Source organism: Enterococcus sp. DIV0800 (genome assembly GCF_050559735.1).
Classification (GTDB): domain Bacteria; phylum Bacillota; class Bacilli; order Lactobacillales; family Enterococcaceae; genus Enterococcus_A; species Enterococcus_A devriesei.
On sequence record NZ_CP187898.1, the window covers coordinates 618,823 to 639,736 of the forward strand.

The window sequence follows — 20,914 nt, forward strand, 5'->3', positions numbered from 1 at the left end:
AATGGCAAAACGCGGAAAATTTTTAACCGGTGCTTTGATTGGCGGAACAGCGGCAGCGGTCGTAGCATTATTATTAGCACCAAAATCAGGAAAAGAAATGCGTGATGATTTAGCGAAGAAAGCAGATGATTGGTTAGACTTAGCTTCGGATTACACGGATGATTTTGTTACCAAGACGAATGAGATGGGCTCAATCGTGAAAGATCGTGCTTCTGATTTAAGCGGGCAAGCGAGTGATTTGGCAGCTAACGTCAAAGATAAAGTCAGTGATTCAGCCGATGAAATGGATGATATCACTTCTGATACGTTAGAAGATTTGAAACGTCAAAGCTCGGATTTATCCGATCGTTTCCGTAAAGCGGCTAATGACGCGAAGGACGTTGCTGAGGAAGCATCAGATGATATCATCATCGATGCTAAAGAAAGCAAAGAAGAAGCTGCTGAAACGGTCTCAGAGGGAGCCGAAGCGTTAGCAGATAAAGCCAAAGAAATGAATCAGACCGACTTTTCTGAAGTTAAAGAAGAATTAAAAGAAGAAGTTGAAAAAAATAATCCTGAATAAAAAAATGGCTCTCGATTGCGAGAGCCATTTTTTTTATAGAATAATTAAGTCTTTTGAAGTCTTCGTAAATGGTACACAGCCGTCTTTCGTTACAAAGATGCAGTCTTCCACACGAACACCAACATCATTTGGCAGGTAGATTCCTGGTTCGATTGAGAAGCACATACCTTCCTTGATCTCCAAGTCATTACCGCCGACGATTTGCGGATATTCATGAATTGTAGTACCGATGCCATGACCAAGTCGATGATTGAAATATTCACCGTAGCCGTGACTTTCGATCACATCACGAGCGATTTTGTCGAGTTGCCCAGCAGTTACTCCGGGTTTTACAGCTTCTTGCGCTTTTAATTGGGCTTCTAAAACAATGTTATAAATATCTTTTTGATGATCGGTTGGTTTGCCACAAGCGACAGTTCGTGTCGCATCACTGCAATACCCGTTAACGATCGTTCCTAGGTCAAATAATACTAATTCATTTTCTTTGCAGGTATTTTTTCCTGGAGTACCATGTGGACTAGCTGCATTTGGTCCAGCCAATACTTCGGTTGGGAAAGACATTTCTTTGATGCCTTTTTTCTTTAGTTCATATTCGATCTCTGCCACAATTTCTTCTTCGGTCACACCTGGTTTGACATGTCTAAAACCAATTTCAAAGGCTAAATCGGCAGTTGAACCAGCTTCAATCAAGCGTTGACATTCTTCTTCAGTCTTATACAATTGTAACTCTTGGACTAACGGAGTTAAGTCAGCTGAAAGATCAGTTGCCGGAAAGGCTTCGTTTAAACGCAAGTAACGATCTAAGACTAATTGATTTTTTTCTAGTGCCATTTTTTTAGGAGCACCATAACGTTTTTTGATTTCTTCTACGATTAACGCAAAAGGATCTTGGCTATCTAAGTAGCCTACGACATCGTACTCGAAGCTGCTTGCCTTGGCATCTTCGACTTCTAAGCCGGGAGCAAAAAGAAATGGATCTTTTTCGATTGGAATGAACAAAGCTAAGACCCGTTCCATCGGATTACTGTCGAAACCGGAGAAGTAGCCAATGTGGCTAGCATCAGAAATATAAGCCAAATCTACATTGTTTTTTTCCATCCATTTACGCAGTTCTAAAACTTTTTCGTGGTTCATTAAACATCCTTCTTTCATTTAGCATTATAATAATTGTAACACTACTAAAGTTTAATGGAAAATGATTCTAATAAAACGCTTACAGATATTTAAGAAAAAAAGTGTAAAACGGTTGCAATACGTGAAACAACGTGCTATTATCTTTTAGAAATGTAAATGATATTTTCTGAAAACAAATTCAAAGGAGTATATCCATGGAAAAACAAACAATTACGATTTATGATGTTGCCCGTGAAGCAAATGTTTCAATGGCAACCGTTTCTCGTGTGGTCAACGGCAACCCAAATGTAAAACCAACAACACGCAAAAAGGTGTTAGAAGTTATTGAACGCTTAGATTATCGTCCTAATGCAGTCGCTCGTGGTTTAGCAAGTAAAAAGACAACGACGGTCGGGGTTATTATCCCAGATGTCAGCAATATGTTCTTTGCATCATTGGCTCGTGGGATCGATGATATCGCTACAATGTACAAATACAACATCATCTTAGCCAACTCTGACGGCGAAGCGCAAAAAGAAGTGAATGTGTTGAATAATTTGTTAGCGAAGCAAGTAGATGGCGTAATCTTCATGGGCCATCGTATTACTGATGAGATCCGTGCGGAATTCTCTCGTTCAAAAACACCGATCGTTTTAGCAGGTTCAATTGATCCCGATGAACAAGTTGGCAGTGTTAACATTGATTATGCAGCAGCAACGAAGGAATCAATTGATCTATTAGCAAAACACGGCAACAAAAAAATTGCTTTCATCAGTGGTGCCTTGATTGATCCAATCAATGGACAAGCACGTATGGGCGGTTATAAGGAAGCCTTGAAAGACAATGGTTTGGACTATAGCGAAGGTTTGATTTTTGAAGCACCTTACAATTTTAAAGAAGGCTTGGCTTTAACTGATCGTATCTTAAACAGCGGTGCAACAGCAGCGTATGTTACAGACGATGAATTAGCAATCGGCTTATTAGACGGCTTAATCGATAAAGGCATCAAAGTTCCTGAAGACTTCGAGATCATTACAAGCAATGATTCATTGCTGACAGAAGTAGCTCGTCCTCGTCTAAGCAGTGTGACACAACCGTTATATGATATCGGTGCGGTGGCAATGCGTCTGCTAACTAAGATGATGAACAAAGAAGAGATCGAACAAAAAACCATCGAACTACCACATGGTATTTTTGAAAAAGGTTCAACAAAATAAAAAAGCAGAACCTGTGACAAAGTTACTGTCACAGGTTCTTTTTAGAAATAAACGGTGTTTCAGAAGCAGCTTCTTCGGAAATAAGCCGAACATTTTTGTCACGTCTTCTTTTTACATAGTCGATGGGTGACGGCGGGCAAAATCAAAGAAGCGAAATTTATCGACTTGATGACGACTTTCAGTATATTGAAATTGGCGGGCATCACTAGTAAAGACTCGGCTTTTGACGCTGACGATATTAATATCCTGTTGATTCAAATCTAATAAATCGCGATCTTCTTCAGTCAATGAGTCGATCGTGATTTCTTTTTCTGCAAAAGAAATATTCAAGTGTAATTGATCCTCAAAATAGCGATAGATAGAATCTTTGGCGATCTCAGTATCCAGCTCTGGGACAATCGCGGTTGAAAGTAGATCCTTATCAAGAATGACCTTCTTCTGGTCGATCGCTCGGGTGCGAATCAATTCCCAACAAACGACGCCGGCTTCGAAGCCAGTCACGCGTGTGGCGTTTTCATCAATCGTAATTTTTTTTAAGCTAACCACTTCAGTGCGGCTCTCGTAGCCATAGGAATTTTGCAGTTCTTTATAGCTGGTCAGACCAGAAACAGGGAATCGCAATTGCTCTCGCTTCAAAACAAGTGAGCCTTTACCTTGGATTTTTTGAATATAGCCGTTGGCCATTAAAAGAGATAAGGCCTTACGAATTGTGTCGCGGGAGACATGATAGGTCTGACGCAATTTATTTTCACTAGGTAAATAGGAATCTGCCTCATAGATCCCTTTTAAAATTCCTCGTTCAATCGTCTGATAGATGACTTCGTAATTTTTCATTCCAACCTCCTACTTAATTTTGCGAATAAGTGAAAGAAAAAATCGACTTTTCTAACTTGTCCGTATCAGTATTCCAAGTATACAAAGAAAAAAATCAAAAGTAAAACGCTTTCCGACTAAGACAGGCAATAAAAATGAGATAATTCTTATTTTATATAAAACCTGTTGGGTTGTTTGCCGACAGGTGGGTAATATCAATACAAATATTTCTTTTATAAAATCTGTTATCATTGTTTAAAATTAAATTATTCTAATAAAAAAACATTTAACAAAAATGTAAGCGATTTACAAAAAGTTTGATTACCTTTATAGTAAAGATAGCAACCGAACTTATCCATACAAGTTAAACAACGGAGGGAAAAAAGATGGGAAAATATGAAAAGGACACCCAGGAATTATTAACCGCGATTGGCGGCAAGAAAAATATTTCCGCAGTGACTCATTGTGCCACTAGGATGCGCTTTGTCTTGAATGATCCAAAGAAAGCGGATGAAGATCGAATCGACGATATTCCAAGCGTCAAAGGAATGTTTACTAACGCCGGACAGTTCCAAGTCATCATCGGCAATGATGTTGCCGTTTTTTACAATGAATTTATTACAAAAGCCGGTATCGAAGGTGTTTCGAAAGAAGCAGCAAAATCCGCAGCGAAGCAAAATCAAAATCCAGTCCAACGCGCCATTACCGTATTAGCAGAAATTTTTACCCCATTATTACCAGCAATTATTGTCGGCGGTTTGATTTTAGGATTTCGTAATATTTTAGAAGCAGTGCCAATGGGTTGGTTAGACGGTCAAACGATTGTTGAGGCTTCCACTTTTTGGAACGGTGTGAATGGTTTCTTGTGGCTGCCTGGTGAAGCGATCTTCCATTTCTTACCAGTGGGCATCACGTGGAGCATTGCGCGTAAGATGGGCGCCACCGAAATTTTAGGAATTGTTTTAGGTATCACGTTAGTTTCCCCACAACTGTTGAATGCTTATGCCGTAAATGGCACGACTGCTGCAGAAATCGCGAAAAATTGGACTTGGGATTTTGGCTTTTTCACCGTTGATAAAATCGGTTATCAAGCCCAAGTAATTCCAGCGATGTTAGCAGGTTTCCTATTAGTTTATTTAGAACGTTTCTTCCGGAAACATATTCCAGAAGCAATCTCTATGATTTTCGTCCCATTCTTCTCTTTGATCCCAACGATTTTAGCCGCTCACATTATTTTAGGGCCAATTGGTTGGAAAATTGGAACCGCAATCTCCGCTGTTGTAAATGCCGGTTTAACGTCCAGCTTTAGTTGGTTGTTCGGTGGTATCTTTGGAGCGTTGTACTCACCGCTGGTTATTACAGGGTTGCATCACACCACTTTAGCTATTGACTCGCAACTAATTGCTGACTTCGGCTCAACAAATCTGTGGCCGATGATTTGTTTATCAAATATCGCACAAGGTGCGGCTGTTTTAGCCGTAGTTTTTGCTCACCGTGGCAATAAAAAAGAAGAACAAGTTTCGATTCCATCTGTAATCTCTGCTTGGTTAGGTGTCACTGAGCCGGCGATGTTTGGGATTAACTTGAAATATACGTATCCATTTATCGCGGCGATGATCGGTAGTGGAATTGCCGGTTTGTTCATTACGTTGTTCAAAGTGCGGGCATTATCGATTGGTGTCGGCGGATTGCCGGGTATCCTAGCGATTCGTCCGCAAGATTATTTAATCTTCGCCATTGGCATGATTATCGCTATCGCGGTACCATTCCTATTAACTTTGACCTTCCGTCGTATCGGATTGTTCAATAAATTGGATCGAGAGGAAGAAGCCAATGTTCCAACGCTAGGTAACGATACACCGAAAAAATCAGGTGCAATTGTCGAATTATTTGCGCCGATTGCTGGCATGCTGCACCCATTGAGTAGTGCTAAAGATCCCGTTTTCGCGGAAGGAATGATGGGTCAAGGCGTTGTGATTGATCCGAGTGAAGGAAAATTAGTCGCTCCATTTGACGGTCAAATTAGTTTATTGTTCCCAACAAAACATGCGATTGGATTGATCAGTACAGCTGGAACCGAAGTGTTGATCCATATTGGAATCGACACGGTCCAACTTGATGGGAAATATTTTACTAGTCATGTTCAGCAAGGGGACAGTGTCAAAAAAGGTCAGCTGTTAATGGAATTTGATGTAGAGGCAATCAAAGCAGCTGGTTATGAAGTTCAAACACCAATCATCGTAACGAACTCTACTGATTTCCAAGTCGATTCGCTGATTGAAGAAGCACCTGTTACAAGCGATGAAAAAATTCTAATCGCAACTGAATTATAAAGCTGGAGGCATTAACATGAGTTTTAAAGAGAAAGTAATCTATCAAATCTATCCCAAATCTTTTTTGGATACCAACCAAGATGGTGTGGGAGACTTAGCTGGGATCAAACAAAAACTTCCTTATCTGCAACAATTAGGTGTAGATATGATTTGGCTGAATCCAGTTTATGTTAGTCCGCAAAAAGATAACGGCTATGACATTTCCGATTATAAGTCAGTCAATCCTTTGTTTGGTTCGATGGAAGGATTGGAAGATTTGATATCCGCCGCTCAGGAACTAAAAATTGATATCATGTTCGACATGGTATTGAATCATGTATCCACAGAGCACATCTGGTTTCAAAAAGCACTAGCGGGTGAAAAGAAGTATCAAGACTATTTTATTCTGCGAGATCAGCCAACGGATTGGGTTTCAAAATTTGGTGGTAATGCTTGGGCTCCCTTTGGCGATACAGGTAAATATTACTTGCACCTGTTTGACAAGACGCAAGCCGATTTAAATTGGCGCAATCCTGATCTGCGAGAAGAACTGTATGAAGTCGTACGTTTCTGGATGGACAAAGGAGTCAAAGGCTTCCGCTTTGATGTCATTAATTTGATCGGTAAGGATGAAGAATTAAAGGATTGTGCTGAAAATGATGGCAAGCCGGCTTATACCGATCGCCCCATTAATCATGAATATCTGCATGACTTGAATCAAGCGACTTATGGTGTTGATTCAGAAATTATTACCGTTGGGGAAATGAGTGCTACCTCGATTGCAGAGTGTATTTTGTATACGAAGCCTGAGCGACACGAGTTGAATATGACCTTTAATTTCCACCATTTAAAGGTTGACTATGTAGACGGGAAAAAATGGACTCGGATGCCTTTTGATTTCGCAAGATTGAAAGAATTGTTTCATACTTGGGGAACGCAAATGAGTGAAGAGAATGGCTGGAACGCGCTTTTCTGGAATAATCATGACCAACCTCGTGCTTTGAATCGTTTTGTTGATGTGGATAACTATCGCGTGGAGGGTGCCAAAATGCTAGCTAGCGCGATCCATTTGAATCGTGGCACGCCATACATTTATATGGGGGAAGAGATCGGGATGATCGATCCCGACTTCACTTCGATGGATCAGTATGTCGATGTGGAAAGTTTAAATGCATATCAGGAAATGTTAGACGCTGGGAAAAATGAAGTAGAAGCTTTTGAGATCGTCAAAGCCAAATCTCGTGATAATTCTCGCACACCGATGCAGTGGGATAGCGAAAAATATAGCGGCTTTTCAACCGTAACCCCCTGGTTATCCGTAGGGAAAACGGCGAATGAAATCAATGTTGCGAAGGAGCTGCAGGAAGGCTCCATCTTCAGCTACTATCAAAAACTGATTCGCTTGCGTAAAGACTATCCGTTGATCGCGGAAGGAAGCTATGAAGCCTTTCTACCGGATCATCCACAAATTTATGGCTATCTTCGTCGCTTGGGTGAGCAGTCGTTGTTAGTGGTCAATAACTTTTTCCCACAAGAGACGACGATCGAAATTCCTGACGAATTTTTAACGGGGAAGGTTTTGATTAACAACTATGAGGATGAAGTGATAGACAAAAATATTAAACTAAAACCGTATCAATCAATCGCAATTTATTGTGACTAAACAAAAATACAAAAGACGCGTGGGCCCCTCAGCTCACGCGTCTTGTTTTTATTTCGTTAAATTCACTCGTTGGCTGATTAAATAAATCATGGCACCGCCTAATGACATCGAAAGTAATTCGCCTAAGCCGATGACTAGCCAATTAAAGAAAAAGGGCGCTTGATAAAAGAAGCTCAGTTGGCCGGCCACAGTAAACATGGAGAAGGCAAAGATCAAAGCGGTGACGATCATTTTAAGCTTGAGACTAGGAATATTTCGCGTTACTCGGCGACAAACCAACAGGACGATCCAAGTCGAAAAGCTGCCTAGCAAGACATCGACGATTCCTAATGGTGATGCGAGATTGGCGATTGCCACACCTAGTGTGACAGAAATTGTGTACCGTCGATTGAATAGCGGCAGGTAGTTGAACATTTCCGCTAGTCGGAATTGGATCGCGCCAAAACTTACGACGGATAAAACGAGAGTAACTGTGACATAAAGTCCTGTTACAACGGCCATTTTAGCCGTGTCAGTGGTCGTCCAGCGCTGGGCTGAACTTTTTTCAAGATTCATTTGTCATTTCTCCTTTACAAGACAGGGTCTTGTTAATAACTGCGACCAAAGGATTTGAAGTGTCGCAGTGCGCATATACGCTAACAATTATCTTAAACGATCTAAAAAAATTTGCAAGCTATTTTAACAACCAGCCGCCGTCGATAGGCAAAATATTTCCCTGCATGTAACGTGCTTCGTCGCTGGCTAAAAATAAAGTCGCATAGGCTACTTCTGCGGGAGCGGCCCAGCGTTTGACTGGTGTTTCTTCAGCCACCCATTTTGCCATTTGTCCATCACCAGCAAAATCCGCTTGATTCATCGGCGTGTCGATCGCCCCAGGTGCGATGGCATTGACGTGGAGTTCTTTTGCGGCGTAATCAAGGGCCAGTTGCTTTGTGAAACCGATGATAGCGTGTTTACTAGTGGTATAGGCGATTCCACCACCACCGGCAACAAGTCCCGCAATGGAAGCCATATTGATGACAGTTCCTTTGTTTGTTAAAAGCTCTGGCAGCAAAAGCTTTGTTAGGCTGAACATCCCTTTAACATTGATGTCTAAAATGCGTTCCCAAAGCTCAGTAGTCGTCTCCGCCAGCGACAAATAATCATCTAGCACACCGGCAGTATTCAATAAAATATCAACAGAAGCAAATACTTCGTGACAAGCTGTTATCCCTTGGTGTAATTGATTTTCGTCTCGAATATCACCAATAAAGAAAGCAAACGTGTCAGTAAATTCTTTCTGTAACTGCGGCATTTCTCCCACTTGCTGATCAAAGCCAAAAACGTTAGCACCAGCAGTCAGAAAAGCTCGTACTTGGGCGGCGCCGATGCCCGAGGCAGCACCTGTTACGAAAACGACCTGATTGGTGAAATCGAAGGTCATCATTCGACGATTTTCCAGTCTTCAGCTAAAATGTCGCAGACGGTGGGCGCAAAGCTTGAAAAGCCTTCATCAGCAGTTTTGATCAAAAAATAGGGTGTGACTGGTGCATTGTCAAAAACATCCCCTTCAACAAGGGTTACATATAATTCAAAGCCACCCCAGCCTTCACGAATAATTTTTTTTCCTCTTTTCAATTCAGGTAAAATCGCTTCAAATGTCATTTTTTGTTTCCTCCTATTAATTCCTTATCTTTCGGTAGAATACCAAAAACTTTGAATAGAAACAACCGTAAAAAAAGATCTCTCTATTATAGAGAGATCTTATATCTGTTAATCATCGGTTTTATCTTCTTTAGCTTTAGCGGCTGTTTTGTTGCGGGTATTCCAATACGTTTTATATTCGTCGTCGTTGCCACCGATGCCGAAATCGTATTTATTCTCTGCTGGGCCATCTTTTGCCCAAAGTGACGTTGTTTCGCCGCCAGGTACTTGATAAGTTGTTCCATTTTGACTAACTTTGCCTGGCTTTAGTCCAGTAAAGCTTGAAACTTTGACTTGATTTACGTCATCAGATAATTCGAATTTTTCACTTTGCGCGAAGATCGTCGGGTTTACTTGATAAATCCGATCAGCTAGATAAGCCATGTAAGTGGCCGTTCGATTTCCTGCGCCATCTGCCATTGGTTTATTGTCGTCCCGACCAGTCCACGATCCTAAAGTAATCGAAGGTGTGGATACGATCAGCCAATTATCCGAGTAGTTATCGGTGGTACCAGTCTTACCAACCCAGTCAGCTGTACTTAATGGATAATTAATACCACTTAAGATTGGCTTGAAGGGCGTTGTTCGCTGTTCATCGATAACGCTGCGCATCAAATCATTCATAATAGAAGCAGTTGCTTTAGAAAAGACTTGAACTGGTGCGTTAGCATGCTTGTAAACTTCTTTACCAGTACTATCAGTAATGGAGTCGATCAAGTAGCCTTGTTGATAGACTCCGTCATTGGCTAAGGTTTGGAAGCCGTTTACCTCGGTCAAAGTAGAAACGTTAGTGGTTCCTAACGGTGCCGCTTCGACGCCCCAGTCATGAGAGGCAGGATAGTTCATTTTCTTTAAATAATTATCGTAGGCAAATTGATCTGAGCCTTTTTTAGCCAACATGTCTTGGTAGACATGATAAGCTGGAATATTGGTTGATTGAGCGATTGCATCACGAGTTGTTTGGAAGGTTTTCGACCCTTTATTCTCCGCATTTTCTAGTGCTTTACCAGCATCTTCGCCGTGTTGATATTTCATTGGGAAATCGGCAATCCGGGATTCGCTGCCAAGCAAGCCTTGATCAATCGCAGGTCCATAAACTAAGACCGGTTTAATAGATGATCCGGCTTGTCGAGCCGTATCAAAGGCATGGTTATTTTGGTTAGATGAATAATCACGACTACCGACAAAACCATAGATGCGGCCAGTTTTATTATCCATTAAGACGGAACCCGTTTCGACTGTCGTACCTGAACCATCATCCAAATTTTGGCCATATTGGGCAACACCTAATTGCATCGCGTCATAGATATTTTTATCAATCGTTGAATGAACGATTAAACCTTGATTTTGCATTTTTACTTTCGCTTGCTCAATGTAGCGGGTGCTGACTTCTGTTTTAGCATAGTCCGCATCGCTAATACCATCTTCTTTGGCTTGTTGTTTCGCAACGATGCTGATAGCTTCGTTATAAATAGTGTAATACAAGAAGCCATGCTGCTGAACTTCAACATCTTGACGAGCTTGGAAATCTTTAGCTAAATCATAGTTTTTGGCGTCATCATATTCTTTTTTAGAAATCACTTGTTCACGATACATGTTAAACAAGACATCGTTCTTGCGATCCATCCCTAATGAATAATCTTGCTTCAGATCACCTGTGTTGGTATAGGGGCTATAAACAATCGGACTTTGTGGCAAACCGGCGATGAAAGCTGATTGTGGCAAGTTCAAATCTTTGGCGTGAACACCGAAGATACCAATCGCTGCTTCTTCGACACCGGCAATGTTTTGCCCTTTATTATTTCGACCAAAAGGTGAGACGTTTAAATAGGCAGTTAAGATTTCGTCTTTGCTTAAATATTTTTCAACATCAAGAGCTAGAACGATCTCATTGGCTTTTCGTTTAAAGGAGGTCTCATTCGTCAACACTTGCTGTTTGATTAACTGCTGTGTTAACGTTGATCCGCCTGAACCTGCACCAAACCCAATTACTTCACCTAATAAGGCTCGCACAACTGCTTTTGGAACGACCCCAGGATGTTCATAAAAATTTTCGTCTTCCGTTGCAACTAACGCTTTTTTGACCCATGGCGAGATTTCATCAGCGTTGATTTTTTCGCGGATAGGATCTGCTTGAATCGTTGCCAATTCTTGATCATCGGCATAAAGCAGCTTGGAAGATTCTGCGATATCACCAACTTTTTGTTTCATTTCTGATTTGGTTGGCGTTGGAGTACCTTCTACAAGATGGGCAAAATAACCGGCGCCGACTCCTAAAGCGAGCATCCCGCCTAGAAAAAGCACTACGACAAAGCCAAGCAACAATGACTTGACCACTCGCAGTGAAACATTTAGAGCAAAAGGTCCCCCCATAGAAGTTCTTGATTTGCCTTTACTGCTCTTTTTCGACTGCCTATTCATTTTTTTCTTGTGAGCCAAAAAGTTCACCTCATTAAATTCTACATTTTAATTATCTGTTGAATTATAGCAAAGTTTTGCTTCTATTAACAAGAGGATGCAATGTTTGTAATGAAAACTTCAAGTAATTGTTAACTAATATAAAACAAAGCTTATTTATATCGAGGAAGAAAATTTCTTTCAAGGTCATTTTTAATGGAAGAGAACTTCAAAGAAATCTAGCGAATGGCTTTTATTTCCTTATTTTTTCGGTTAATATGGGAAAGTATAAATCGTTGTTGTTTGATGAGTCTCACCAACGATGAAAATCAAATTTTTTGGTAATGATAATAAGGAGGAAAAAAATGCGTTCAGACTTTTTTCAAGAACTAAAAGACCGCGGCTTGATTTTTCAAGTAACAGACGAAGAAGCCCTAAAAAAACAATTAAATGAAGAGTCTGTTAAATTATATATCGGCTTCGACCCAACTGCAGACAGCTTGCATATCGGTCATTTATTGCCGATTTTAACCTTGCGTCGCTTCCAACAAAATGGTCATGTGCCGATTGCACTAGTCGGCGGGGGAACCGGAATGATCGGCGATCCTTCATTTAAAGATGCGGAGCGTCAGTTAAACACCTTAGATACCGTAAAAAGCTGGTCACAAAGTATCAAAAATCAGCTTTCAGGAATCATTGACTTTGAAAATAAAGAAAACCCAGCGATCGTCGCGAATAACTACGAGTGGTTAGGCGAGTTAAAAATGATCGACTTCTTGCGAGATGTTGGTAAAAACTTTACCATCAACTACATGATGAGTAAGGAAAGTGTCAAACGCCGGATCGAATCAGGCATTTCTTACACTGAGTTCGCTTATCAATTACTGCAAGCTTATGATTTCTATGAATTGAACAAACGCTACGGCTGTTTGTTGCAATTAGGTGGTAGCGATCAGTGGGGGAACATCACGTCTGGAATCGAATTGATTCGCCGTGAAGCAGGCAAGCAGGCTTTTGGTTTGACGATGCCATTGATTACCAAAGCTGACGGAACGAAATTTGGGAAAACTGAAGGCAATGCCGTTTGGTTGGACCCTGAAAAAACAACGCCTTACGAATTCTATCAATTTTGGATCAATACGGATGATCGCGATGCAATCAAATTCTTGAAATACTTTACTTTCTTGAGCTTGGATGAGATCGCGGCAATCGAAAAAGAATTTACCGCAGCTCCAGAACAACGAGCAGCCCAAAAAGCATTGGCCAAAGCAGTGACCACCTTGGTTCATGGCGCGGAAGCCTATGAACAAGCGGTCAATATTTCAGCAGCTTTATTCAGTGGAGAAGTGAAACAATTAAATGCTGAAGAAATCAAACAAGGCTTCAGAAATGTACCAAGTTACCAAGTGCAAGCCGAAGATGATTTGAATCTAGTCGAAATCTTACTGACGGCGGAGATCGAAAAATCCAAACGACAAGCCCGTGAAGATATTACGAACGGCGCGATCTACATCAATGGCGATCGGGTCCAGGACGTGACTTACACGTTAAGCAACCAAGACAAATTGGCTGATGAATACATCGTAGTCCGTCGCGGCAAGAAAAAATATTTTGTTTTACAGTTTTAGTGTGAAGATTAAGTAGGATTGCACCACGGAGTTGGCGCAATCCTCTTTCTTTTGTTTAAGAAGAAAACGGTTTAGTGCTTAAAGTGAGGGATTTATTTGGGAGCAGTATCATTAAACTCATTGGGATTATTTGTTATTATCTTGATAGGCTATCTGACGAAACGCTTCAATGTATTGAGGAAGGCCGATGGCTCGATCATTTCCAAAATCGTAGTGAATGTAACCTTGCCGGCGGCGATCATCGTGAATCTACAAGCGCTAGAGGTGAAAAATCAACTGCTATTGTTGATTGTCGCAGGGGTGAGCTTAAACGTAGTCATGATTTTGATTGGTCATGTTCTGTCTAAAAAACAGGAACGCGAAGAACAAGAATTTTTAATGTATGGCGTTTCTGGTTATAATATCGGAAATTTTGCGATTCCCTTTGTGCAAAGCTTCATGCCCCAGGCGATTCCGATTTTATCTTTTTTTGATATCGGCAACAGCATCATGCTGGCTGGCGGATCGAATGTCGTGATTGAGGGGGTGACCGGTAGTAATGAAGAACGACCCAGCACGAAAAAGGTTTTAAGCCGGCTAGGTCATTCGGTACCATTTCTGTGCTATTTGATCATGCTGTTTTTGCGCATGCTGGATGTTGAGTTGCCGACCGCTTTTTTTCAACTGGTACAGCCGATCGCAAACGCCAATACCTTTCTGTCGATGTTTATGATTGGGTTATTTTTGGAGTTACGCTTGCCGCGGAAGGATTTGGTATTAGTTGGACGTATTTTGGCAATTAAATATGGTGCCGGTTTATTATTAGGTCTATCGTTTTTATTATTGCCATTGCCGTCCATGATCAAAATCGTTTTATGTCTCGTTTCAGTTGGGCCGATTACAACTTTTGGCGTGATCAATAGTGTGGCGGCGGGCATGCGAGCCGAAGTAGTTGGCTTCACGTCCTCACTCAGCTTTCTGATCAGCCTAGCATTAATGACGAGTTTATTATTATTTTTATAAAAAATAGGAGGTAACTATGTTAATTGGTTCTCATGTAAGTATGAAAGGCAAAGAAATGCTTCTAGGAGCGGCTCAGGAGGCAGCAAGCTACCAGGCTTCGACCTTCATGATCTATAGTGGCGCGCCGCAAAATACCCGCCGCAAAGATGTCGATGAAATGAATATTCCAGCGGGAGAAACCTTTATGGCGGAGCACGGATTATCCAATATCGTGATGCACGCGCCGTATATTATTAATTTAGGCAATACTAAAAAACCGGAGATGTTTCCTTTCGCGGTTCAATTTTTACGAGATGAAATCATGCGGGCCGAAGCTTTAGGTGCGATGCAAATCACTTTGCATCCTGGCGCGCACGTTGGCGCTGGCGAAAAGGCTGGGCTGGATCAAATTATCAAAGGCTTGAATGAAGTCTTAACCAAAGAACACCGAGCTCAAATCGCGCTAGAAACGATGGCTGGCAAAGGAACGGAGCTAGGTAAAAGCTTTGAAGAGCTAGCCTACATCATCGACGGGGTCAGCTTGAATGAAAAACTTTCCGTGACATTTGATACGTGTCACACGAATGATGCTGGCTACAATGTCAAAGAAGACTTTGACGGTGTGCTGGAGGAGTTTGATAAAGTCATCGGCTTGGATCGTTTGAAGGTCATTCATTTGAATGATTCAAAAAATCCGCAAGGCTCTCACAAAGACCGTCACGCCAATATTGGTTTTGGGACGATTGGCTTTGATGCGCTGAATTACATTGCTCATCATGAGCAATTAAAAGAGCTGCCGAAAATTTTAGAGACCCCTTATGTAGGGGAAGATAAGAAAAATCAAAAAGCGCCTTACGGCTTTGAAATTGCGATGCTGAAATCGCAAACCTTCGATCCGGATTTATTGGAAAAAATTCAAGGACAATAAAAAAATCCGCTTTGCAGTCAGATCCCCAAAATATTTATTTGGGGTCTAACCGTAAGGCGGTTTTTTTTATTCGCGAATTTGGCCGTTTCCATAAACGATGTATTTCATAGAAGTCAAATGCTCTAGACCCATCGGACCGCGAGCGTGGAGTTTTTGCGTCGAGATTCCAATCTCAGCCCCAAAACCAAATTTGAAGCCGTCGGTAAAGCGGGTGGAGGCATTAATATAAACCGCCGCCGCATCGACTTCTTTCAAGAAACGCTGACCATTTTGATAATTGTCTGTAACGATCGCTTCAGAGTGCTTTGAATTGTAGCGATTAATATGCTCGATCGCTTCATCAATGGAAGCAACGACTTTGACCGCCAGAATATAATCTAAAAATTCGGTAGACCAATCGGCTTCACTTGCTAAAGTAGCTGTTTCCAAATCATTCAAGGCCTGTTGATCTGCTCGCAGTTCAACTGATTTTTCAGTCAGCGCCTGTTCAATAAGCGGTAAAAATTGAGGGGCGATGTCTTCATGAACCAACAAAGTTTCAATCGCGTTGCAGACAGAAGGACGTTGGGCTTTGGCATTGACGACGATTTCTTTGGCCATTTCTAATTGGGCATAGCTATCAACGTAGACATGATTGTTGCCTGTGCCTGTTTCAATTACCGGAACGGTGGCATTATTTTTGACTCGTTGGATCAAGCCAGCCCCGCCTCGAGGGATCAATACGTCAAGATATTCCGTCAAGCGCATCATATCACTGGCGATTTCGTGGGCGGTATCGCTGACAAATTGAATCATGCCAGTATCTAATTTTCTATTTTTCAAAGTTTGCTGCATCAAATTCACCAACGCTTGGTTGGAATAAAAGGCTTCTTTGCCTCCTCGTAAAATGACTGCGTTGCCTGATTTGAAGCATAAGCTTGCGGCATCCGTCGTGACATTTGGGCGGGATTCAAAAATAATGCCAATCACACCTAAAGGTACGGCTTGGCGTCCAATCATTAATTGATCCTCGGTCTGCCACATTTTTTCCACGTTACCGATGGGATCTGGCAGTCCGGCGACTTGCCGCACACCCTTGGCCATTTCCTTGATCCGATTTTTCGTCAAGCGCAGCCGATCGATCATTGGTTCAGGGATGCCGTTGGCGGTCGCCTGATCTAAGTCTTGCTGATTGGCTTGCAAAATGCTCTCCGTTGCCGTTTCCAAATCAGCGGCTAATTGGAACAGATACTCGTTTTTTTCCGCGGTTGTTAATTGCGCCAATTGCCGGGCGGCTCTTTTGCCTTGCTGGCCTAATTGATTCATTAATTCACTCATGGAGGCCCTCCTTAAATAATGTTCCGACTTCAACGCCTGCCAAAATATCAAAAATGATTCTAGGTGGTTTTCCATTTGCTAAGACCATCGCGCTTTTAGCGTCTAAAATTCGTTGGGCCGCTTTTAATTTGCTAATCATTCCACCAGTCCCAAAACGACTACCATTGCCACCAGCTTGATCCATCAATGTTTGATTGATGGTTGAAACAGTTGAGTAAAGCACCGCTTGCTTATCCTCTGAGGGATTCGCTGAATAAAACCCGTCGATATCACTAAGCATGATCAAGACATCTGCGTTCATCAATTGAGCGACGATGGCGGACAATTCGTCATTGTCGCCAAATTTTCGCGTGTGATCCATTTCATCAACGGCCACCGTATCGTTTTCATTAATGATCGGAAGAATATCCATCGCCATTAACTGTTCCAATGTATTGATTACATTTCTGCGACTCTCAGGAAAATCTACGACATCTCTTGTCAATAAAACTTGGGCCGTTTGCTGACTGTAACCTAAAAAGCGTTGGTTGTAGATATGCATCAGTTCCGATTGTCCGACAGCTGCCACCGCTTGCTGCACAGGAATTTCCTTTGGCCGCTCCGCAATTCTAAGTTTGTCCATGCCAACGCCAATCGCGCCAGAAGAGACGAGGATCACTTCTTTGCCTTTGTTGCGAAGATCGGTTAACACAAACGCCAGTTGATCAATTCCATCCAAATTCACTTTGCCATTTGGATGAATCAACGAGCTAGTCCCGATCTTTACCACGATTCGATTTACAGATTTCAAAAAATCTCTCATGTTACACCTCTTCACTTAGCCACCAGCGAGAAAGATATTGTTTTGCATTTTAGCACATTCTCATTTTAATTTCATCATTTTTTATAATTAATTTGAATTTATTGGTACTCAGTAAGAAATGGTCATTAAACGATTGCAGCTTTCACTGATTTTCGCTCAGTGATAAATGACTCAACACCAGTTGCTTGAAGGATGTTATTGAAGTTTATTAAAACAGCTTTTCTTTTAGCGCATCTTTTAGTAAAATGGATGAGAATGTCAGGAAAGGAGCGGTGAAAATGGTATCAACTGGAATTGTAGTATTGATCGCAGTGATTGCGGCCCTATTAGGTGCTGTCGGCGGTTTCTTCTTAGCCCGTAAATATATGCAAGACTATTTCAAAAAGAATCCTCCAATCAACGAGGATATGTTACGTCAAATGATGATGTCAATGGGGCAAAAGCCTTCAGAGAAAAAAGTTCGTCAAATGATGCAGCAAATGAAAAATCAACAATAATTTTTGAAAGAGGTTGTGTCAGAAGCTGCTTCTGATACAACGTTCATTCGTAAAGAAGGAAGTGTGAGGATGTTTGATCACGCTTCTTTCTTTATGTAAATGAGCTTTCGCCAATCAAACAAAATGCTGACAAATAGTAAGCAGATTTATCGACAGAAGCTTGTTTGAGTTGTAAAGTTAAGCCGAATGGAGGAATGTCTGAATGTATGATGTAATAATTATCGGCGCGGGTCCCGCTGGGATGACCGCAGCCTTATATGCTTCGCGTTCGAACTTAAAAGTTCTTTTGATCGAACGGGGTGCACCTGGCGGACAAATGAACAATACTGCTGAAGTAGAAAACTATCCAGGTTTTGAATCCATTATGGGACCAGAATTAGCCATGAAAATGTATGATGGTGTAACAAAATTTGGAACAGAAAATGCTTATGGGATCGTTCAAGATATTAAGGATCATGGCGATTACAAAGAAGTCATCACAGAAGAGGAAAGCTATCAAGCTAAGACTATCATTGTGGCTACAGGGTGTGTTCATCGTAAGTTAGGTGTCCCTGGGGAAGAATCTTTTGCTGGTCGGGGCGTTTCTTATTGTGCCGTTTGTGACGGCGCCTTTTTCCGCAACAAACGTCTGATCGTTGTTGGCGGAGGGGATTCTGCTGTAGAAGAAGCAATCTATCTAACTCGTTTTGCATCTGAAGTCGTGATCGTTCACCGTCGTGATGAATTACGAGCACAAAAAATTATCCAAGACCGGGCATTTGCTAATGAAAAAATTTCATTTATTTGGGATAGTGTCGTAGATGAGATCGTCGGTAATGAAATGGTAGTCACTGGTGCAAAAATTCGCAACGTCAAAACGGGTGAAGTACATACTGAGCCAGCGGGCGGCGCGTTTATCTATGTTGGTTTAGAACCTTTGACCGAGCCTTTCAAAAATAGCGGCATCACTAATGCTGCTGGCTGGATCGAAACCGATTTTGAAATGAAAACAAAAATTCCTGGCGTCTTTGCTATCGGAGATGCTCGTGAAAAAGATTTGCGTCAAATCACCACTGCTGTTGGTGAAGGCGGAATCGCCGGTCAACAAGTTTATAAATATATTGAAGCGCAAAACTAGCGTTTTAAAGAAAGAAGACTATGGGTCTTCTTTTTTTATAAATAAAGGCATCTCAATCGTACACTCACGAATAAATTCATCTTTTCTTTGCTGAATATAACAGGAATGGTATACTAAAATGGTAAGAATATTTTGAAAGAGGTGTGTTTCATGTCTTGGGAACAAGTTTATGAACAGTGGATCGATTCAGATAAATTAGATGAAAAAATGCGTAAAGAATTACAAGACTTAGGCAAAGATCCAGAGTTGAAAAAAGATGCTTTCTATAAACAATTAGAATTTGGAACGGCTGGTATGCGAGGGATTTTAGGCCCTGGTGTCAATCGGATGAACATTTTTACGATTCGTCAAGCAACGGAAGGCTTAGCACGTTTTATGGATACACAAGATCCTGAAATAAAACGTCGTGGAGTAGCGATCGCTTATGATTCTCGTCATATGTCACCAGAATTCGCGATGGAAGCGGCCAAAACTTTAGCACAACATGACATTCCTTCGTTTGTTTTTGAAAGTTTACGACCAACACCAGAATTGTCTTTTGCGGTTCGTTTTGAAAATGCCTTCACGGGTATTATGATCACCGCTTCTCACAATCCAGCAGAATATAACGGGTATAAAGTTTATGGTGAAGATGGTGGACAAATGCCGCCGGAAGATGCGGATGCGCTGACTAAGTTTGTTCGCGCCGTGGAAAATCCTTTAGAGGTAGAAGTTCTGTCTGATGAAGCAGCGAAAGACAGCGATTTGATCAATATTATTGGTGAAGAAGTCGACAAAGAGTATTTAAAAGAAATAAAATCAGTTACGATCAATCAAGCATTGATTAATGAAATGGGCAAGGAACTGAAATTAGTTTACACACCATTGCATGGGACAGGTAAAATGCTGGGGGAAAAAGCGTTGAAGCAAGCAGGCTTCGAAAAATTTGTTTTAGTTCCTGAGCAAGCCATTGCTGATCCAGATTTCTCAACAGTAAAATCACCAAACCCAGAAGAACATTCAGCCTTTGAATACGCGATTAAACTAGGTGAAAAAGAAGATGCGGATCTATTGATCGCCACTGATCCCGATGCCGATCGTCTAGGTGCCGCTGTTCGCTTGCCGGACGGCCGTTATGAAGTCTTAACTGGAAATCAAATCGGTGCTATTGTGATTCGTTATATATTGGAAGCCCACAAGCAAGCGGGGACATTGCCAGAAAATGCGGTAGTTCTTAAATCAATCGTTTCAAGTGAATTGGCGACGACGATCGCTGATGCGTACAACGTGAAGATGGTCAACGTCTTGACTGGGTTTAAATTTATTGCTGAAAAAATCCAACAATATGAAGACGATCATTCACAAACCTTTATGTTTGGTTTTGAAGAAAGCTATGGCTATTTGATCAAATCCTTTGTGCGTGACAAAGACGCGATTCAAGCACTTGTTTTGTTAGCCGAAGTTGCGGCTTATTACAAAAAGCAAGGCAAGACGTTGTACGACGGCTTGCAAGAAATTTTTGAAGAATACGGCTACTACGCTGAAAAAACTATCTCAGTCACTTTAAGCGGTGAAAAAGGCGCGGAAGAAATCAAAACGATCATGGGCAACCTGCGTAAAGAAGCACCGAAAGAATTCGCGGATGTCGCTGTGACATTAACTGAAGATTTCCAAACAGCTAAGGCGATCGACAGTGAAGGCAACGAAACGGAGATCAAAATGCCCGCCTCTGATGTGTTGAAATACACATTGGCAGACGATTCATGGTTAGCCATCCGACCTTCTGGAACAGAACCAAAAATTAAATTTTATATTGGTGTCAAAGGAGATTCACACGAAGCCGCGGCTGAAAAAATCGCGACTTATGAAGCAGCGATTCGTAAAGTCGCAGAGTAAATGAGGGTT

At 41.5% G+C, this 20,914-nt stretch carries 18 protein-coding genes; 10 read left to right on the forward strand and 8 right to left on the reverse strand.

Annotated features, from left to right (window positions below):
• The first annotated feature begins 1 nt into the window (after nt 1).
• A complete protein-coding gene (locus tag IGI54_RS02925) occupies nt 2-562 on the forward strand; it encodes a YtxH domain-containing protein (protein ID WP_137613318.1) in 561 nt (186 codons plus the stop codon).
• Nucleotides 563-595: 33 nt separating this feature from the next.
• On the opposite strand, the gene IGI54_RS02930 is transcribed toward IGI54_RS02925, so the two are convergent.
• A complete protein-coding gene (locus IGI54_RS02930; protein ID WP_216429556.1) occupies nt 596-1,696 on the reverse strand; it encodes a M24 family metallopeptidase in 1,101 nt (366 codons plus the stop codon).
• A gap of 194 nt (nt 1,697-1,890) precedes the next feature.
• Between IGI54_RS02930 and ccpA the strand changes: the two genes are divergently transcribed.
• Nucleotides 1,891-2,892 (forward strand): catabolite control protein A, encoded by a 1,002-nt coding sequence (gene ccpA, locus IGI54_RS02935; protein WP_071862260.1) that lies wholly within the window; start codon nt 1,891-1,893, stop codon nt 2,890-2,892.
• Between the two features lie 111 nt (nt 2,893-3,003).
• On the opposite strand, the gene treR is transcribed toward ccpA, so the two are convergent.
• Nucleotides 3,004-3,726 carry a trehalose operon repressor gene (gene treR / locus IGI54_RS02940; RefSeq protein ID WP_071862259.1) on the reverse strand — a complete coding sequence of 241 codons (723 nt, stop codon included), beginning with the start codon at nt 3,724-3,726 and terminating at the stop codon, nt 3,004-3,006.
• Between the two features lie 365 nt (nt 3,727-4,091).
• Here treR and treP point away from each other — a divergent pair, with 365 nt between their 5' ends.
• Both treP and treC read left to right on the forward strand, forming a co-directional pair.
• On the forward strand, nt 4,092-6,038 hold the full coding sequence (treP, locus tag IGI54_RS02945) for a PTS system trehalose-specific EIIBC component (RefSeq protein ID WP_430621108.1): 1,947 nt from the start codon (nt 4,092-4,094) through the stop codon (nt 6,036-6,038).
• A 16-nt stretch (nt 6,039-6,054) separates the two neighbouring features.
• Nucleotides 6,055-7,680, forward strand: a complete 1,626-nt coding sequence (gene treC / locus IGI54_RS02950) for an alpha,alpha-phosphotrehalase (RefSeq protein WP_430621109.1) — start codon at nt 6,055-6,057, stop codon at nt 7,678-7,680.
• 48 nt (nt 7,681-7,728) lie between these two features.
• Here the strand turns inward: treC and IGI54_RS02955 are convergent, their stop codons facing one another.
• From IGI54_RS02955 to IGI54_RS02970, 4 genes are all read right to left on the reverse strand, one after another.
• Nucleotides 7,729-8,235, reverse strand: a complete 507-nt coding sequence (locus tag IGI54_RS02955; protein ID WP_430621110.1) for a QueT transporter family protein — start codon at nt 8,233-8,235, stop codon at nt 7,729-7,731.
• A gap of 118 nt (nt 8,236-8,353) precedes the next feature.
• On the reverse strand, nt 8,354-9,106 hold the full coding sequence (locus IGI54_RS02960; RefSeq protein ID WP_430621111.1) for a 3-oxoacyl-ACP reductase: 753 nt from the start codon (nt 9,104-9,106) through the stop codon (nt 8,354-8,356).
• Nucleotides 9,103-9,324, reverse strand: a complete 222-nt coding sequence (locus IGI54_RS02965) for a DUF2829 domain-containing protein (protein ID WP_430621112.1) — start codon at nt 9,322-9,324, stop codon at nt 9,103-9,105. The genes IGI54_RS02960 and IGI54_RS02965 overlap by 4 nt, the downstream gene beginning before the upstream one ends.
• A gap of 108 nt (nt 9,325-9,432) precedes the next feature.
• Entirely contained in the window at nt 9,433-11,802 is a 2,370-nt protein-coding gene (locus IGI54_RS02970; RefSeq protein WP_430621113.1) for a transglycosylase domain-containing protein, read from the reverse strand.
• Between the two features lie 323 nt (nt 11,803-12,125).
• Here IGI54_RS02970 and tyrS point away from each other — a divergent pair, with 323 nt between their 5' ends.
• From tyrS to IGI54_RS02985, 3 genes are all read left to right on the forward strand, one after another.
• A complete protein-coding gene (tyrS, locus tag IGI54_RS02975) occupies nt 12,126-13,388 on the forward strand; it encodes a tyrosine--tRNA ligase (protein WP_430621114.1) in 1,263 nt (420 codons plus the stop codon).
• Between the two features lie 96 nt (nt 13,389-13,484).
• Nucleotides 13,485-14,390: an AEC family transporter gene (locus tag IGI54_RS02980; RefSeq protein WP_430621115.1), complete on the forward strand. Its 906-nt coding sequence runs from the start codon at nt 13,485-13,487 to the stop codon at nt 14,388-14,390.
• A gap of 16 nt (nt 14,391-14,406) precedes the next feature.
• Nucleotides 14,407-15,297, forward strand: coding sequence for a deoxyribonuclease IV (locus IGI54_RS02985; protein WP_430621116.1), 891 nt, complete (start codon nt 14,407-14,409; stop codon nt 15,295-15,297).
• A 66-nt stretch (nt 15,298-15,363) separates the two neighbouring features.
• On the opposite strand, the gene IGI54_RS02990 is transcribed toward IGI54_RS02985, so the two are convergent.
• Entirely contained in the window at nt 15,364-16,614 is a 1,251-nt protein-coding gene (locus tag IGI54_RS02990; protein WP_430621117.1) for a glutamate-5-semialdehyde dehydrogenase, read from the reverse strand.
• Nucleotides 16,607-17,416 (reverse strand): glutamate 5-kinase, encoded by an 810-nt coding sequence (proB, locus tag IGI54_RS02995; RefSeq protein WP_071862249.1) that lies wholly within the window; start codon nt 17,414-17,416, stop codon nt 16,607-16,609. The genes IGI54_RS02990 and proB overlap by 8 nt, the downstream gene beginning before the upstream one ends.
• 278 nt (nt 17,417-17,694) lie before the next feature.
• Here proB and IGI54_RS03000 point away from each other — a divergent pair, with 278 nt between their 5' ends.
• The 3 genes from IGI54_RS03000 to IGI54_RS03010 all read left to right on the forward strand — a co-directional run bounded on the left by IGI54_RS03000 (nt 17,695) and on the right by IGI54_RS03010 (nt 20,905).
• A complete protein-coding gene (locus IGI54_RS03000; RefSeq protein WP_010740033.1) occupies nt 17,695-17,913 on the forward strand; it encodes a YneF family protein in 219 nt (72 codons plus the stop codon).
• 202 nt (nt 17,914-18,115) lie between these two features.
• Nucleotides 18,116-19,030, forward strand: coding sequence for a thioredoxin-disulfide reductase (trxB, locus tag IGI54_RS03005; protein WP_071862248.1), 915 nt, complete (start codon nt 18,116-18,118; stop codon nt 19,028-19,030).
• Nucleotides 19,031-19,180: 150 nt separating this feature from the next.
• Nucleotides 19,181-20,905, forward strand: coding sequence for a phospho-sugar mutase (locus IGI54_RS03010; RefSeq protein WP_430621118.1), 1,725 nt, complete (start codon nt 19,181-19,183; stop codon nt 20,903-20,905).
• The last annotated feature ends 9 nt before the right edge of the window (nt 20,906-20,914 follow it).